We start from the raw sequence: 16,468 nt of genomic DNA, 5'->3' as shown, positions 1-16,468 counted from the left end.
ACCACTGCCTCCTGCGGAACGAGAAACTGGTGGCGCTGCTCGAGTGGGCGTCGGCCGAGGTCGAGCTGTGCGATGTCAGCCTGCTCAGGGCCTTCGACGTCCTGCTGTGGATGAGCGCGCCATTGCGCAAGGACGGCAACGCCGAGGGAGACGCGGCGGCCTGATGAGGGGATGCCGCGGTCCGTCTGCTCGATAGATCAGCGATCGACCACTTGATCAGCCCAGGGGCCGTCAATGGCGGGGCACGGTGTTCTTCCCCGGCGCGCTCGTCGTTAGGAGGCGGTGCGCGAAGCACTGGTCGGCCGGGAATCCCTGGGCATCGCACCAGGCGTTGGCCGACGCGGCGCTCGCGGACGGCTCGTCGATCACCGTCACCCAGAACCCGCTCTGGCTGAAGCTCGCCCAATCGCCCGACCAGAGGAGGCGGGCATCGGGGTGGGCCGAGCTGATGGTGCTGAACTGGCGCCAGATCGCGTCGTTGTCGTAGGTGATCCCGTCGGCCACCAGGCCGACCCTCTTCGAACTGACCTGGGGAACCCACGAGCCGTCGGCGGCGGTGAGTGCTCCGCGGTCGGCCTCACGCTGAGCCTCCAGCGCCGACGCGGGATCGGCGGAAGCCGAGGACGACGGCGCCGAGGCTTCCGACGCATCCGAGGCGACAGGCGTCGGCGATATCTCCGATGACGACACGCCACCATGCTGTGCGGTCGCGTTCCGCGAGGCGGCAGCGAGGCCGATCGCCAGCACGGCGCCCGTGATCCCGACGAGGACAACCGTCATCACGACGGTGGTCGCGATGCTCTGCCGCCTCGAGGTCCGGGTGGCCAGATCGATCCGTGCCACGGTCGAGCCTGGGGTCGCCGTCGTCCTCCGGGCCGCGTCGGTGAGTGCGCGCTGGGCCAGGGCGACGGTCGGGCCGTCGAGGCCGGCGCCGCAGGCGCATCGGCTGGTCACGTCGACCCGCCGACCACAGCCATCACAGAACTTCGACACCGAACCCCCCGCCGTCGTGCGCTCGCGTTATCACCGAGCGTCGCCAGTACGAAGCTCGCTTGCGGGATCGTCACTGTTACGGAGCGCTCGAACGGGTGAATCGTGATCGTCGAGTAACAGTCGGCATGACCTCGGCGACGGACGTCGGGCGGCGCGGGGCCGCGGTGAAACGGGGGGAGTAGCCGATGACGGCGGTGCCGGCACGTGACCGGGCGGGGGACGAGGAACACCGGCGGGGGTCGCTGTTCATCGATCTCGTCGCAGCACTCGGCGCCTACCGGGCGGCACCACCGATGTCCGAGCAGGACCTCGCCGGACGGTGGGACCGCGCCACGCTCGACCGCGACGACGGCGCCTTCCACGTCGTCGGACTCGCCGTGTGGGCGTGGACCGACGTCCTGCGGCGCCGCGGTGAACAGCCCTTCCGGCAAGGAGGACTGCTCGACGCGGTCGGTCGCGACTCCGCGGCGTTCGTCGAGTACTCGGTGCGGGAGCAGCGCACCGAGTATCTCGAGGAGCTCGCGCACCACATGGCCGAGTTCGGCCACCCCCTGCCCGACATCCGCCCGGGGCAGGTCCCGGCGGGGGACTGGCGTCACGTGACCCAGGTCGTCGAGGGACTGCGCACCTTGTGGCTCGATCCGCGGCTGGGCATCCAGGAGGTGGACCGGCTCGAGTACTTCGCCGTTGCGGCCCATGCGCTCTGTGCGCCGGACGCGATGTGGGCGGCCGTCGACGCCGTGGAGCGCCACGGGACTCCGCCCGGCCGGCCCGATCCCTTCGTGCTCGATCCCGTGCTGCTGCTGGCCGACATGGTCCGCCACCACCTCGACCACCAGGAGACGATCTCCTCGCAGCGGACCCGGATGCACGATCTGCGCGCCGCCGACCAGGCTGTCCGAGCGGACCTCTCGGCCGGTCGCCTGAGCGCCGAGGTCCGGAAACGGCTGACCGCGGTCGCGATCGACGGGGCGTATCTCGCGGAGCTCGCAGACCACCAGGCCCGGTTCGACGGCGGTGGGATGTGGGCGCGGATGACGCTCGGATCGATGGCCGCCGAGCGCGCGCAGGAGTCCGCCCGGGTCGCCGGCGCCTGGCGGGCAGCGCTGTCCGAGGCCGAACAGGCCGTCCATGACGCCGAGGCGGCGCGCGAGCGCGACCTGGCCGCGCACGTCGCGGCAGGGACACGGTTCGCGGCAGACCACGGCGCGAACCCCTACGCCGAGCTGCGTCGGGCCGACGGGTACGTGGGTTCGCGGGGCCCGGGGCGCCAGGGCGATATCGTCTTCACCAAGGTCTGCGACGTCGAGCCCTTCCCCGGTCGATCGGGGATCGTGGTCCCGTTCACCACGTCCGCGTGCAGCCCGAGCCTCACGGTGGTGTCTGACCCACAGAACCTGCCCTACGAGCAGGCCTGCGCCGGGCTCCGGGCGATGATCCTCGGCCGGCTCGCGACGGCGGCACCGCGCTCGATGCGCTTCACCTGGATCGACCCGATCCGGCAGGGCCACAGCGCCGGCCCCTTCCTGGAGCTGCTCGAACTGGACAAGGACCTCATCGACGGCCGGGTGTGGTCCGAGCCCGCCGACATCACGGCCGCACTGCGACGCGTCACCGACCGCATGGCGACGCTGCAGCAGCGCTGCCTGCGCGACGCCTATGACGACCTCGACGCCTACAACGCCGACGCCGGGATGCTCACCGAGCAGTACGAGGTCGTCGTCGTGACCGGCTTCCCGACGGGCTTCGACGCGGAGGCCGTCGCCCGGCTGCGCCAGATCCTCGATTCCGGGAACCGGGTCGGGGTGGCGCTGTACCTCGTCACGGACCCGTCGTCAGCACACCGCGGTATCCGGCCGGGGTCCCCGACCGACGCCGGGTACCTCACCCCGAAGTTCGTGACGTCCGGGGCCGAGGGCGAGGCCTGGCCCGGCTTCGAGATGTTCATGGAGTACCCGCTGGTGTTCGGGCACGCGGGCTCGGCGTGGGTGGACGTGCCCGCGATCGGGCATTCCGGCGCCGTCTACACCCACGGTTCCTGGGAGGGCTACGACGACCGGGCCGCCCGGGCGATCGTCCACGGCTACGGGACGGCGTCGATCGACGCCCCCGCCGTGGTGATCGACTCCTCGCGATTGGTGACGGAGGGCGGCCCGGCCGACGCGACCAGCACGTCGGCGTTGCAGATCCCCATCGGCCTCCGCGGGCGGGACACCGAGGTCGCCCTCCGCCTCGGGCGCGACCTCGAGCAGAACGTGCTGGTCGGCGGCCTGCCCGGCTCCGGCAAATCGTCGCTGTTCCACACCCTGATCATCAACGCGGTCCGCCGCTACTCACCGGCGGAGCTGCAGCTCTACCTGCTCGACTTCAAGCAGGGTGTGGAGTTCCAGCCGTACGCCGCGGCCGGCCTGCCCCACGCGCGGGTGGTGGCGGTGCAGAGCGAGCGGGAGTTCGGGCTGTCGGTGCTGCGCGGTCTACGCCGTGAGATCGACGAGCGCGCCACCCTGTTCCGGGGACCGCAGGGCGCCGGCTCCGACTCGCTGCGGGAGTACCGCGAGCGCACGGGGCATCGGCTGCCCCGGGTCCTGGTGGTCATCGACGAGTTCCAGGTGATCTTCGCCGAGGACGACGCGGTCGCGCACGAGTGCGCCGCGCACCTCGACCACGTGGTGCGCCAGGGCCGCGCCTTCGGCATCCACACCGTGCTCGGCACCCAGACCCTGCGCGGTCAGGGCACCCTCGGGCTGCTCCGCGGAACCCTCGACCAGATCGCCGTCCGCATCGTCCTCAAGAGCAGCGAGGCCGACGCCCGGCTGTTCCTCGCCGACGACAACCCGGGCGGTGCCCGCCTGGTCCGGCCGGGGCAGGCCATCTACAACGCCGACGGTGGCAGCAAGGACGGCAACGTCGAGTTCCAGGTGGCGTTCACCGACGACGATGCCCGCGACGCCGTTCTCGAGCGGGAACGACGGCGGGCCGACGAGCATGGCGCCCAGCACGTCCGCCCGCTCGTCTTCGACGGGACCCGCTCGGTCGACCTGCGCGAGGACCCCGAGTTCGGCGCCGCTCTCGCCGGGACCGTCGCGCCCGACGCGAAGGTGCTGCGGGCCCACGTCGGGATGCCGATCGCGATCGGCAGCTCCGGGGCCGTCGACCTACGCCGGGACGCCGGGGCGCACGTGCTCGTCTGCGACCGGGACCCCGACGTCGCCGTCGGAGTGCTCGCCACCGCCCTGCTCACCCTCGTCGTCCGCTCCGCGGCGCCGGTGCGGGTGATCGCCGTGGACGGCCTCGGCGCCGACGAGGAGCAGGGCGAGGCGCTCGCGGCAGCCCTCCGAAACCTGCCGGACGCGGTCCACCTGCGCCGACGCAAGCTCGGCCGCGTCCTGCGCGACCTCGCCGACGAGGTCCGGGGTCGCTTGGAGCGCGACGACTACGGCGGCGGGCGGGTGGTGCTGGCGCTGCAGGGTCTGCACCGCATGCGCGAGCTCGGCGACGACTTCGACCCGGACGGCAGCCCGCAGGCGGACCTCCTGACGATCCTGCGTGACGGTTCGGACGTCGGCGTGCACGTCCTGGCGACCGTCGACTCGGTCGACAACCTCGAGCGGCGGCTCGGGCACGGGGCGCTCGGCGAGTTCGGTGCCCGGGTGGTGGGCCAGTGCTCACCCGACGCGTCCCACCGCCTCGTCGGTGCTGCTCAGGCCGCCCGGCTCCAGAACGGATCGATGATCGTCCACCAGCCCGACCTGGACCGGACCGAGACCGTCCGGCCCTACCCGCTGCCCGACCCGGGCTGGGCAGCCGACGCGGTGCGGCGACGCCGGTGAGCGCCGTCGAGTTCGATCCCGACGAGCTCGACCGCGGAGCCGCCGCCCTCGCCCGGTCGCAGCAGGCGCTCACGACCGAGGCCCGGGCGATCCGCAGCGCCATGAGCGGGATGTCGCGGTTCCGCGGGCGCGAGGCCGACAAGTTCCGGACCCAGATCGATCAGCAGGCCCGTCAGCTGTCCGCGCACGCCGAGGCGCTGGCCAAGCAGTCCCAGATGCTCCGGACGATGGCGAACGACATCCGGAGCCTGCGGTGGCGGTGAATGCGACGGTCCGGATCACCGATCCGGCGGAGCTCCCGCGCGCCGCGGCGGCCCTCGGCCGGCACGCGCAGGAACTGGACGCGGCGCGTCGTGGCGTCGAGTCCGCCGGCGCGCGCATCGACGCGGAGGTCCGCGCAGCCGTCGACGGGCTTCGTCGTGGCGTCGAGCACGCGCGGCGTCAGCTGGCGTCCGTCGATCCGCGGGACCAGGCCAGGTTCCAGCGGGCGCAGGCCGAGCTGGCCGGTGCGGTGGACGATCTGGAGGACGGGAAGCGGATACAACGTGAGGTCGCCGCGGTCCTCGTCGACCTCCGCCGCGAGACATCGGCCCGCGTCGACGCCGGGCGATCGCTCGCGCAGCGGGGCGCCGCGCAGCTGCGGACGTTCTGGGAGCGCCTCGGGCGGGCCTCCGCCGCCTTCTCCTCGGCCGTCGCACGCCATCACGCGCCGCGTGACGTCGCCGACCCGCGACGGATCCTGACCCGCTCCGGTGCACCGCCCTCACCGCGGGCGGTGACCCCCGGGACCGAGGGACCGCTCGACCGGATGCTCGACGACGTCGTGGACCACATCGTCGACGAGGCCCGGGAGAAGGTGGTCGACACGCTGCGGGACGAGGTCGCGGGGCAGGTGCGCGACGCCGTCCGGGGCGCGCACTGCCCACGGATCGGGTCGACCGACCGCGTTCTCGTCCCGCTCGACCGGCTCGTCGACCTCGACCCCATCAGCGGCCCGGCCGACTTCGTCAAGATCACCCCGCAGGAGATGATGGACGGGTTGCGGCTGCTCGAGGACGACCTCCTCCCGCTGCTGGAGCCCGGCACGGGTCGCGACGACCTCCGCGCGCTCGACGAGCGGGCCGGCCTCGTGGGCACCGCGCGGAGTCTGCTGGCCATCTACGACGTCTTCTTCGGCGGCGCCGAGCACGCCGTGGTCGCGGTCCGGCGACCCGACGGCCGCTTCGAGATCCAGGCCGGGCGCCACCGCCTCTGGGTGGCCCGGCGTCTGCACCTGAACGGGCTTCCGGTCCTGGTCAGGGAGGTGCCGTGAGCGGGCTGCGGGCCGCGCGTGACCACGTCACGGTGCTGCAGGCGTCGCTCGAGCGCTCCTCACGCACCCTGCTCGCCTCCTGGCGCGACGCCGGGTCGGCTCATTTCGACCAGGACGTGCTGCGTCCACTGGCCGTGGAGACCGATCGGCTGGCCCGCGCGATGGCGGACGCCGATCACCAGATCGACACCGCCCGAGCCGCGTTGCGCCGGCTCGGGTCTGCGTAGACACACAGACGACGAGGGGGAACTCGATGGGGATCTTCGGTCGCAGGACCGTCCGAGCGCCGGAGCGGCCGCGGGACGAGATCATCATTGCGGACAGCACGACGTTGGCCCGAGCCTCCGAGCTGCTCGCTGCCTTCGAGCGCCAGGCGAGCACCGGCGGCACGCGCGACGGCATGGACGCCGCGGTCATCGCCATCAATCGCGCGGGCGCGAGGACGAGCGACCCGGCGTGGGCGCATTCCGAGAAGGACTTCATGGTCCGGTACACGGAGTGCGTGGCGGACGGCGACAAGCTGGCGCCGGTCCGGGTGTGGTCCTGGCTCGCCGCGGTCACGGAGTCGGCCGCCGAGCGGGGAGATCACCGCCTCGCCGCCCGATGCGTCGGGTTCGCGACGTGGTGGCTCCTGGTCCAGACACCGCAGATGTCTCCCGCGGCCGAGATGGCCATGCGACTCGAGGGGGGCGTTCCGGACGTGCCCTGCGGTCGGCTCCTGACGGTCGGTCTCCGGGTCATCCCGCTGCTCCCGCCCGACGAACTGCTGATCGACGACGCGCCCTCCCACGAGAACACGGTCTCGGCGCGTGCCGCCCTGCGGGTCACCGCCTTCGTGGCCAGGAACCGGACTGCTCACCTGGCCCCCGACGTGGCGGGGCTGCCCGCACGAATCCTGGCGGGCTGACGCGATGGCTTTCTTCGGCTGGCTCCTGCTGATCTACGTCCTGGTCGCGTTCGGCTGCTGGATGGTGTTCGGTCGTCGCTTCCTGCTCAAGGAGGACATCCGACGGCCCCGCAACAGCGACGCGTTCGACCTCTTCGGACCGATGATCGGGATCGTGCTGATCAGTTGGACGCTCATCGCCATGAACCCCGCTCGCTTCGTCCGGGTGGCGGGGAAGTGCGTGCTCTGGCCGGTCACGTTGTGGCGCTGGTTCGAGCGGCAGAACGGCTCGCCGTCGGCCTCGACGTCGACCTCGACGGTCGTCCCTGAGCGCACCGCGCCGCGGCTGTCTCCGACGTACTTCGTCGACGTGCTTGCGCGGGCGGGCCGTCCGCCCACGCCCCACAACCTGTTCGCCCTCCAGGAGCGGATCGGGATCGCGTTCACGATCAAGGCTCGCCAGTTCGTCGACTCGACGGGCGCACCGGGCGACTGGTCGCGCTTCGTCGAACGCGCCGGCTATCCCCGCGCGGCCGCCGACATGCCGGAGTGGCCGCAGCAGGTGCTGGACGGTCTCGTGGTGTGGGACGGCGACATCGCGCCGCACCTGACCGACTTCCCGGAGAAGTACGCCGCGATGCTGCTCGAGGGTGTCGGCAGGTCGGACGGTGGGTTCTTCGGCGGGCCGACCTCGGCCCCGTTGCCCACCGCGACGGAGTGGAACATGAACAGCCTCACGCAGCCCGGCGCGGTGGCCGTCCCGCCGCCGTCGGACTCCGCGGTGCCGGGGGCTGCGTCGGTGCTGGCGCCGGGGGCCGCGCCGGCGCCGGCGAGTCAGTGGGCGTCGAAGCCGATGGGACGGGCGATCTCCGCGCCGGTGATGCCGCCGATGTCGGCGGGTGCGCCGTCCACGGGGAGGTCGCTCGCCTGGCGCGCTCCGGCCGGTCCGATGCCGTCGCGGCACGTCCAGTCGAGCCCTCCGCTGACCCTCGCACCGCCGGCGAGACCGTCCAGCGGCCCGCGTCATGCTCGCCCTGACCTGTGAGTAAGCCACGTGGGGCGACGTGCCGGGGAGCATGGTGCCGACAACGGGCATTCGGGTGATGAGCCGGACGATCACGCGGCGGAGGGTCACACTCTGCTCATAACTGGGGGGTTGAGGTGGTTGCGGTGGTCGATCCAGACCCAGTGGTGGCATCGCAGCCGACGTCTCGCTGACTCGTCGTCACGACTCGTCGGGCTACCGGAGGCGGGCGAGGTCCCGCCCGCGCCCGACGTCGAGGCAGCGCTCGAGGAGCTGCTCGCGCGCCGCGACGCCGGGCCGAGGCGAGGCCGCGTTCCGCAGGGCCGAGGAGCTGGGCGCGGGCTCCGAGGTCGCACGGCGGGCCGGCGAGCTCGTGCAGTCGGTCCGGGTTCCCGCGGAGCGCGCCTACGTGCAGGAGCAGGAGGAAGCCGCCCGGCAGGCCCAGTACCTCGCGGTCGCGGATATCGCACCGGCCTGACCGGTCGACGTGACGCCGGGTCCAGAGGTCGGGCGAAAACGTCCGGCTTCGGCTCCGTCTCCGCGTTGGGTTTCGTCGCTGAATGCGAATGGAAGACCGGAGTCATCGAGGCATTGGTGGGCCGGGACGACCGATGAATTCACTCTTTCAGTCGTTGTCTGTGGAGTGTGATCGGGGTCACTCTGTTATTCGTGCCCGAAGCAGGACATTCGGCGAGTAGGGCATCCCCTCGTCCGGCCTGGGGTGTCCGGGCGAGAGAACCGGGCCGCCGCGCTCGCGTTCATCGACCACGTATTCGCGCAGGCCCCGGCCTGATCCACAGGAGGACACCATGAACCCGTCCGACAACGCCGACGGCGGCGCCACCGGCGATCGGGTCGATCTCATTGCCGATGCACCGCCGCCGAGGTCCGAGACTTCTGACGCCCGGCCGCCGGCGCTCGCGGACCAGGTGCGTTCGTCCGACCTGATCGCCGAGGTCACTCTGGCGCAGGGGGTCACCTACACGCCGGCCGGTCTGGGAGTGCTCCGGACGAGCTACGTGTTCCAGGTCGACCGGGTGGTGCGCGGTCGCGAGGGGGACGCCCACGTCACGGTCAACGACACCGGAGGCGCCTACGCCGACGGGTCCACCGTGTCGACGGAGAACTCGTTCCGACTGAGCCCGGGGCATCGCTACCTGATCTTCGCCGACCGCGTGGACGGGGAGCTTTGGCTGCGTCATGTCCTGCAGGTGCGCGAGGGAGGGGCCGTGGTCGCGGACGCCTCCGGCCGCGCGCTGACCGGGTTCCACGAGGGCGTCGCGACGGTCGAGCCCGAAGCGACCTACGAGGCCGCGCGGTACATCCGGCAGGTGACCACGTCCCCGGCGCCGATGGAGCGTGGGCCCGACGAGGCGTCCGTCCCGCAGGCGGAGGTCCGGCCCCCCGCGGCGGCGGAGAGCGGTCGGGTCGCGGCGCTGAGCCTGGACGCCGTCATCGAGTCCGTCCGCGAAGCGCAGGGCGCTACGACGTCGAGCGGGAATCCAGGGCCGACCCGCGCGGCCCCGTCGGAGTCCCCACCGGCCACTCCGCCCGCGCCCAACATCGAGGGCCGCAGCCAGGAGACGCCGGGCGCGGGCACGGCCGAGGGGATCCTGTCGGGCAACTACGTGACGGCCTTCCAGAGCCACTTCCACTACATGCCCGACAACGACAACTGGGCGTGGACGAGCCACTGCCGCAGCAGCTGGAACGCCCTCGTGGGCAACAACCTCGGTCTGTTCGCCTACAAGGTGCGGACGTCGGACAACCAGCCCATCCGCGACCGGTTGCCCGTGGCGAACAACGGCCAGAACAACGTCGGGGTCCTGACCAGCGCGCAGATGACGACCGCCGGGTTCGACACTTGGGAGACGCTCGGCGCCAACGGTGTCTGCTACACGTGGACCGGCGGCAACCGCATCACCGAGACGGACATCCTGATCAATCCGGCCATCGCCGGCAACGAGGCCCAGTTCCGGAAGTCGCTCACCCACGAGCTCGGCCATGCGCTGACGCTGCAGCACGAGCAGCGCCGGATGGCCCTGCTGTACCCGGGGACCTACCAGCAGCCGCCCAACTACGGCTCGCTCTGGTACTCCCGGCAGGATGACCACAACGCCGTGCGCAGCATGCTCGCCTGGGTGAACGCGAACGTCGCGGCCGGGACGTGGGCGGTCACGCAGTTCACCGACATGGCCACCTGGTCGCAGGCGCATTCCAACCCCGGCACCACGGGCAACCTGGTGATGACGCGAATCGCGAGCGAGACGATCCAGCGCGGCAGCTCGGTGGCGATCCAGTTCGTGCACGTGGAGAACCGCGGCAATGTGCCGGCCCAGAACGTCCGGCTCTCGTTCTACCTCTCGACGAACGACGTCATCTCCGCCACGGACCGCGAGATCGGCACCTTCACCTGGACGACGTTCTCGACCTGGTGGAGTGGCTCGCTCACCCTTGCCGTCCCGTCGTCGGTCCCGCCCGGCCAGTACTTCCTCGGCTGGATCGTCAGCACCGACAGCCCCGAACTGTCCTCGTCGAACAACACCGCGCTGCTGCTGCGCGACTACACCACCGGGTTCGCCCGCGTGCAGGTCTCGGTCGTCTGACGGATTGGGAAGGGAAAGGCACCATGAGCGCGTCCGTCGGAGGTAGCCGCATACCGGAGCGCGACCTCGTCCGTCGGCGTCTGGGCGCCGCGGTGGAGGAGAAGGCCACCGACGCCTTCTGCGAGGCGGTGATCCGGACGTCTCCGCCGGTCGGTGGCGCGGCGGAGACCCTCGCGGCCGCTCGGGACTCCCATGCGGCGACCGTGATCGAGTTCTCTCTCGCCGCCCCGGCGGAGTCGGTCAGCACCCTCGTGGCTCCGGCCGAGCCGGGGTCGGAGCAGCGCACCGGGACGGGGTTCCGGGTGACCGCGAACACCTCGGTCCGCCAGGCGCTCGTGCAGGAACACCGGTCCTCCGCGTACTCGACGCTCGGCTCCGTCTACGACGAGGTCGAGCGTCAGACCGGGAGCACGTTCCGGCCGCCGTCCACGCCACGGGCCGCCGTACCGCTGGCCACGCACCTCACCCAGGTCTGCTGGCTCAACGGCACGTTGCGGACCCAGGCGCCGCCCGAGGTCCTGGCCGACGTCGCTGCCGCACCCGAGGTGAGCGCCCTCGACGTCCCGGTGCGTCTGCGGGCCGACGCCGCACCGACGAACCTCCAGACGGTGCGGTACCCGCCGTTCGCGGTGGAGACGGGCCTGACCGGGAAGGGGGTGGTCGTCGGCGTCATCGATTCGGAGGTGGCACTCGGGCACCCGGCCCTGATCGGGCGTGTGGTGCACCGGCGTAACTACACCGTGGAGTCGTGGGGGTTCCCGGGAGAGCACGGGACCGCCGTCGCCGGGATCGTCGCCGCCGAGCACGACGTGCACACCGGCATGGCGCCGGAGGCGACGATCTACTCCTACAAGGTCCTCGCCACGAATGCGCTGCTCAACGGGGACGACTTCGACGGTGTCCTGGCCATCCAGCAGGCCCTCGAGGACGGCGTCGACGTGGTCAACTGTTCCTGGGGCATGGGGCCGGCGGGGGACGGGACCGGCCGCAACGCCCGGGCGCTCGACACCGCCTGGGACCTGGGCCTGACCATCGTCAAGAGCGCGGGGAACGCCGGGCCCGGAGCCGGCACGATGACCTCCCCGGCCGACGCCCGCGGCGTCGTCGTGGTGGGGGCGACCGACCTGTCGGGCCGGACGGTCGCCGGGTACAGCAGCCGCGGGACGGCGGGCGCTCACGCGGGACCCGACGTCGTCGCCCCGGGCGGGTTGCCCGGGGCCACGATCGCGTGTGCCGTCGTCGGCGGGGGGTTCGGCGAGGCCGGGTACGGGACGAGCTACGCCGCCCCGCACGTCGCCGGGCTGGTCTGCACCTATCTGCAGCGGGCACCGTCGTTGCTCCCGGAGCAGGTGCGCGGGCTCCTGACCACGGGCACGGTGGCTGTTCCCGGGGTTGGTGTCGAGGTCCAGGGGCAGGGTCTCCTGCAGTGCCGCTGATCAGTCGTGATCGGTGGTGAGCGGTCCCGGCAAGTCGATGGCCGCCACAGCGTCGTCGTCCGCCAACGCCGCGAGTCCGCTGACCGGGACGTGCCCTCGGATCGTGGCGTTGATCCACGCGGTGTCGGTGACGTGGCCGCCGACCTTGTCGACAAGGTGTTCCACGGCGCGCGCCGTGCGGTCGAACGCGGTGCGAGCCGCCTCCATGCGCTCCGGCCGCGAGCTGCCCGCGGGGACGGTCGGCGCGCTGAGCTCCACCACGACCTCGACGGGCTGCGCCCCGTCCGCCTGCCGGGTCTGCTCCGAGAGCCGAGAGCTGAGCTTGGACGCTCCGTCGTGGGTCATGCACGTAGCCTTCGATCGGGGACTCCGGAATCGTACGTGCTGCGGACGGCCGAGCGAGGACGTCAATGCCGGGGCGATGACGAGCGGGCTCCGTGCGGCGGTCCTGCTCACCGCCGGCGGACGCTCGGACCCCCGTCAGCCCTCGTGGTGTCGTCCCCCGGACCTGCCGCCCGGCGCCGCCGCCCGCGGCGTCCTGGAGCACTGCCGACGGCTGGGCCGCTGTGGTCCCCCCATGTGATCGGTGACGATCACGGCGCGACGCCGCGGCCGCGCTCAGCAGACTGGTCGATACGGCAGGCTCGGGATCGTTCGTTGCCAGATCGTGGGATCGATCGTGGCACCGACGGTGCGACAGATCCGGTCGGACAGGGCGTCGGAGTCCAGGCTCCAGAGCCGGGTGTGGCCGCCCTCGGTGGTCACCAGCGCGCTGCCGTCGGGGGAGAACTGCATGCCCTCCACAGCGGAGGCAGTGAGCCCGTTCGCACCTTGCCGGTGGTCCGGGATCACGGCACCAGGGCCGTAGCCGCTCGACAGATCGGTGAAGGCAGGACCGACGTCAGTGAGCGCGTCGGCCGAGACCTGGACCAGTTGGATCGTGCCGTCGCCCGACCCCGCGGCGATCTCGGAGCCGCCGGGGCGCGCCGCCAGCGAGGTGATCTCGCTCGACTGGCCGGTCTTCATGGTGACCGGGGCTGCCGGTGTGTCGGTGACGGACCACAAGTCGATCTGGGCCGATGGCCCGACGGGTCCTCCGTCGGTCCCGAACCCCAGCAGGACTTGCTGTCCCCCGGGAGTGAGCAGGAGCGTGCCGCTCGGAATCTGATCAGCATCCGGCACGGGGATCCTCCATCGCGGGTCCTGGCGGGTCACGTCGTCCCATACCTCGATCCACCCGGGCCCGCGCTGGGGCCGGGTGAAGATCGCCATCCGGCCTGAGGTGCCGTCGAAAGCCACCGAGTTGAACGCGCCCGCGGGCGAGGACCACCGGAGGTGTGGTGATGACGGGTCGGAGACGTCCCAGAGCTCGACCTGCGCCGAGTCGGGATGCTCGTCGGTCGGGTTCCGCCCGACGAGGACATATCGCCCGGTGGGATCGAAATATGCTGACCCGGTCCCGGGGATCGTGCCCAGGACCGGTTCGTCGGTGCGGCCCAGATCGACGAGTCCGAGTGGTCCGGTGAGCGGCAGGCCGGGGCTCAGGTCCGCCGCGAGTAATGCCCGGCTCGAGGAAACGTCGAGCAGGAGTCCGGTGACACTGAGCCTGGTCGGGGGCCCCGAGATTTGGTTGCCGGACACCGGGACGAGTATTCCTCCGCGGGGGCCCAGGCCGCCCGGACCGGCGCCGCCCACCACCATTGAGCGGCCGTCTGCCGAGAAACGCACGAGTGATGCCGTGAACTGTGTGTCCTGGTTTGCCGGCACCTCGTTGCTCTGGTTCTCCCAGATCCGCGTGTCCGACGCGCTGCTGTCGTTGCTCACGACCCGGTCGTCACTCAGGACGATCATCGACTCCACCGAGGCAACACTGCCGGCCAGGACCTGGCTCGGCAGGTTCTCGAGCGCCGGGTCGGACACGTTCCAACGCCTCAGGGTGGTGTCCACGGATGCGGAGAGGAGGAACGGACTGTTCGCCTGGAACGCGAGGGCCGTGATCTGCCCCTCGTGGCCCCGTAACGCCTGACCGATGGCGGCCGCATGGTCGGGCGTCGCCGTCAGCCACAGATGGACGAGGCCGTCGTCGCCACCGCTCGCGAGCAGCGAGCCGTCCCCGCGATAGGCGAGCGCGGTGACGGAGCTGCCGGTGCCCGGAAGCGTCGTCAACGGCGCGAGGCCTCCGTCGGCACCCACCGCCCACACCCTGACGACCCCGTCGGCGCCTCCCGTGGCCACGGTTCGTCCGTCCGGGGAGAACGCGACCGACGACAGCCCGCCCGGGATCGGCGTCGCGGGGGCGGCCACCGGGTGGGCCGGGTCGTGGACGTCCCAGGAATGCCACTGCTGGTCGGCCTCGACCAGGGCGAGCCGCGTGCCGTCGCCGCTGACGGCAACGGCGTGCACGAGACCGGTCTGCGATCTCACCGTGTCCTCGAGCAGGCGTGGTGGCCGGAGCCCGTCGAGCCGGAACAGCCGTGCTCGCCCGTCCCAGGACACCGCCGCGAGGAGATGACCGTTGTCGCCGGTCGCGACGAGCTCCGTCCAATCGGGGGTGAGTGGGCTCTCCCGGTCGTGATCGACGTCGGTCACCGTGAAGCCGTTGGCGCTCGCCGCGACGACCGTGTTGTCGGGGCCGGCGGCGATGGCGCCGACGCCCTCGGCCCCGCCGGCGTCCTGGGAGGAGAGATCGATGCGACGGGACAGGACGGTCCCCTGGCTGCCCACGATCGCCGCCTGGGCGTCCGGGGTCGCCGCGATGTCGCGCGCGAGCACGCTGAGCTGTGCGGCCAGCGACGGATCGGTGGGACGCAGCTGATCGGCCTTGGCGAGGACCAGATTCGACTGGGCGGTGTTCGTCTGGTCGACGGCGACCGATCGTTCCCACCAGGCGAAGAGCGACAGTCCGACCGCGAGGACGAGGAGGACCGTGAGCACGGACGCGGCGCCGCGGACCCACCGCGTCGTGCGCCGCCGCTCCCGGACGTGGTCGCCGACGATGACGTCCTTGTCGACCTTGCGTACGGTCGCCGCCAGGTCGGCGACCTTGTCCGCCCACTGCGGGTTGGAGAAGTCGTGGCCGGGCGCGTCACGGACTCCCCGGAGATCGACCCAGCGAGGCTCCTTCTCGAAGGCGCGCAGTAGCGGCTCGGGGATCGAGGACGACCGGTCCGGATCGAATCCCCCGTCATCCCAACAGATGTCTCCGGACGTGATGGTCAGGAGGACGGACTCGAGCGACCGGTGTTCCAGCCACCATGCGATCTCCTCCCGGACCCACGGTGACTGCGCCGCGGCCGGCGAAGCGAGCAGGAGCAGCCATTCCGAACGTTCGAGCCCGTTCGTGATGGAGCGCCACAGATCGGAGGAAGCCGACATGCTCGCGTCGTCCCGGAAAATTCTCGTCGGAGGCGGCGCGTACCAGGGTTTCCCGAATCGCTCGACCTGCCGTTGCAACTGCAAGGAGAACTCGGTGTCCACATGGCTGTAGGACATGAAGGCGTCATAAGCTTTCGGCGCCTCGGGCCTCCCGCCCAACGCGAGCCGGACCGAGCGGCCCCATCCCCGCAGTTGCTGGATCACTGATCGGCGGCCTTCCATCGAGACTCGGCGAGGAGCATCCTCATCTCGTGCCACGGTCGAGCGTAAGACGCTTCTCTGGTGAATCGCTCTCCGTAGTCGCATTGCTCGCGTGCGTCACGGCATTGGGTGCGTGCGCGAGCACCGGACCACCCCGGCCGCCCACTCCGACTTTCGCGGTACCTACGTCGGTATCACCCGTGGCGAGCGTCGAGAGCAGCGTCGCCGATTGCTCGGGGAATCTCGTCCAGCGGCCACCCTCGATCACCCTCGAATGCGGCGACGGGAAGGACACACTGATCGATCTGACGTGGACGTCCTGGACCACGGCCCACTCCGAGGGAAGTGGCCAGGAAGAGGTCACGGAGTGCATTCCGGACTGTGCTGACGGCACCCCGCACCGGACTCCGGTGCAGGTCGTGCTCACCGACCCCCAGGCCGTGCCCGGGGAGAGCGCCACGAAGTTCCAGTACGCGGTCATCTCCGGCGCAGCCGGCTCCAGGACCGAACGGCTCAGCTGACCGGTCACCTGACCGGTCTTGGACGCGGAACCCCCGAAGGCCGCCCATCCGGCTCGTCGCCTGTAGATGCCCTGTTCGGGTGGCGCCCCCATGCCGTTCGGGTGGTGGCCGGGTTTGGCGCGCTATTCCGGAGGCGTGGATTTTCCGCCCGGGGACGTCGGCGGCGCCCCGCCCGGGGGCGCGACGGATGCCGAGCCGCCGGCGGTCTCGGGAGGCGCCGCGACGATGGGCGCGTCCTTGACGATGAGCTGACCCCACTGACCGATCTCGCTGCGGAAGACCCC

12 protein-coding genes are annotated in these 16,468 nt (G+C 71.5%); 9 read left to right on the top strand and 3 right to left on the bottom strand.

Annotation, left to right across the window (positions count from 1 at the left end):
• Window positions 1–231: 231 nt before the first annotated feature.
• The gene (locus VGI02_RS04880) at window positions 232–993 is read right to left on the bottom strand and encodes a hypothetical protein (protein ID WP_331626145.1); all 762 of its coding nucleotides are present in this window, start codon (window positions 991–993) and stop codon (window positions 232–234) included.
• A 185-nt stretch (window positions 994–1,178) separates the two neighbouring features.
• Here VGI02_RS04880 and VGI02_RS04875 point away from each other — a divergent pair, with 185 nt between their 5' ends.
• From VGI02_RS04875 to VGI02_RS04840, 8 genes are all read left to right on the top strand, one after another.
• Window positions 1,179–4,823, top strand: coding sequence for an FtsK/SpoIIIE domain-containing protein (locus tag VGI02_RS04875; protein ID WP_331626144.1), 3,645 nt, complete (start codon window positions 1,179–1,181; stop codon window positions 4,821–4,823).
• Window positions 4,820–5,086, top strand: coding sequence for a Z-ring associated ZapG family protein (locus tag VGI02_RS04870; RefSeq protein ID WP_331626143.1), 267 nt, complete (start codon window positions 4,820–4,822; stop codon window positions 5,084–5,086). The genes VGI02_RS04875 and VGI02_RS04870 overlap by 4 nt, the downstream gene beginning before the upstream one ends.
• Window positions 5,077–6,135, top strand: coding sequence for a hypothetical protein (locus tag VGI02_RS04865; protein ID WP_331626142.1), 1,059 nt, complete (start codon window positions 5,077–5,079; stop codon window positions 6,133–6,135). The genes VGI02_RS04870 and VGI02_RS04865 overlap by 10 nt, the downstream gene beginning before the upstream one ends.
• Window positions 6,132–6,362, top strand: coding sequence for a hypothetical protein (locus VGI02_RS04860; protein ID WP_331626141.1), 231 nt, complete (start codon window positions 6,132–6,134; stop codon window positions 6,360–6,362). The genes VGI02_RS04865 and VGI02_RS04860 overlap by 4 nt, the downstream gene beginning before the upstream one ends.
• Before the next feature lie 26 nt (window positions 6,363–6,388).
• Complete coding sequence (locus VGI02_RS04855) at window positions 6,389–7,042, top strand: hypothetical protein (protein ID WP_331626140.1); 654 nt, start codon at window positions 6,389–6,391, stop codon at window positions 7,040–7,042.
• Between the two features lie 4 nt (window positions 7,043–7,046).
• Window positions 7,047–8,066: a hypothetical protein gene (locus VGI02_RS04850; RefSeq protein ID WP_331626139.1), complete on the top strand. Its 1,020-nt coding sequence runs from the start codon at window positions 7,047–7,049 to the stop codon at window positions 8,064–8,066.
• Between the two features lie 788 nt (window positions 8,067–8,854).
• Window positions 8,855–10,651, top strand: a complete 1,797-nt coding sequence (locus tag VGI02_RS04845) for a zinc metalloprotease (protein WP_331626138.1) — start codon at window positions 8,855–8,857, stop codon at window positions 10,649–10,651.
• 23 nt (window positions 10,652–10,674) lie between these two features.
• On the top strand, window positions 10,675–12,087 hold the full coding sequence (locus VGI02_RS04840; RefSeq protein ID WP_331626137.1) for a S8 family peptidase: 1,413 nt from the start codon (window positions 10,675–10,677) through the stop codon (window positions 12,085–12,087).
• Here VGI02_RS04840 and VGI02_RS04835 read toward each other — a convergent pair whose 3' ends face one another.
• A complete protein-coding gene (locus tag VGI02_RS04835; protein ID WP_331626136.1) occupies window positions 12,088–12,432 on the bottom strand; it encodes a hypothetical protein in 345 nt (114 codons plus the stop codon).
• Between the two features lie 273 nt (window positions 12,433–12,705).
• Entirely contained in the window at window positions 12,706–15,579 is a 2,874-nt protein-coding gene (locus VGI02_RS04830) for a WD40 repeat domain-containing protein (protein WP_331626135.1), read from the bottom strand.
• 284 nt (window positions 15,580–15,863) lie between these two features.
• Here VGI02_RS04830 and VGI02_RS04825 point away from each other — a divergent pair, with 284 nt between their 5' ends.
• Entirely contained in the window at window positions 15,864–16,184 is a 321-nt protein-coding gene (locus VGI02_RS04825; RefSeq protein WP_331626134.1) for a hypothetical protein, read from the top strand.
• Window positions 16,185–16,468: the final 284 nt, after the last annotated feature.

Source organism: Actinomycetospora sp. (assembly GCF_036497245.1).
GTDB lineage: Bacteria > Actinomycetota > Actinomycetes > Mycobacteriales > Pseudonocardiaceae > Actinomycetospora.
This window is presented reverse-complemented; position numbering and strand designations above follow the sequence as displayed.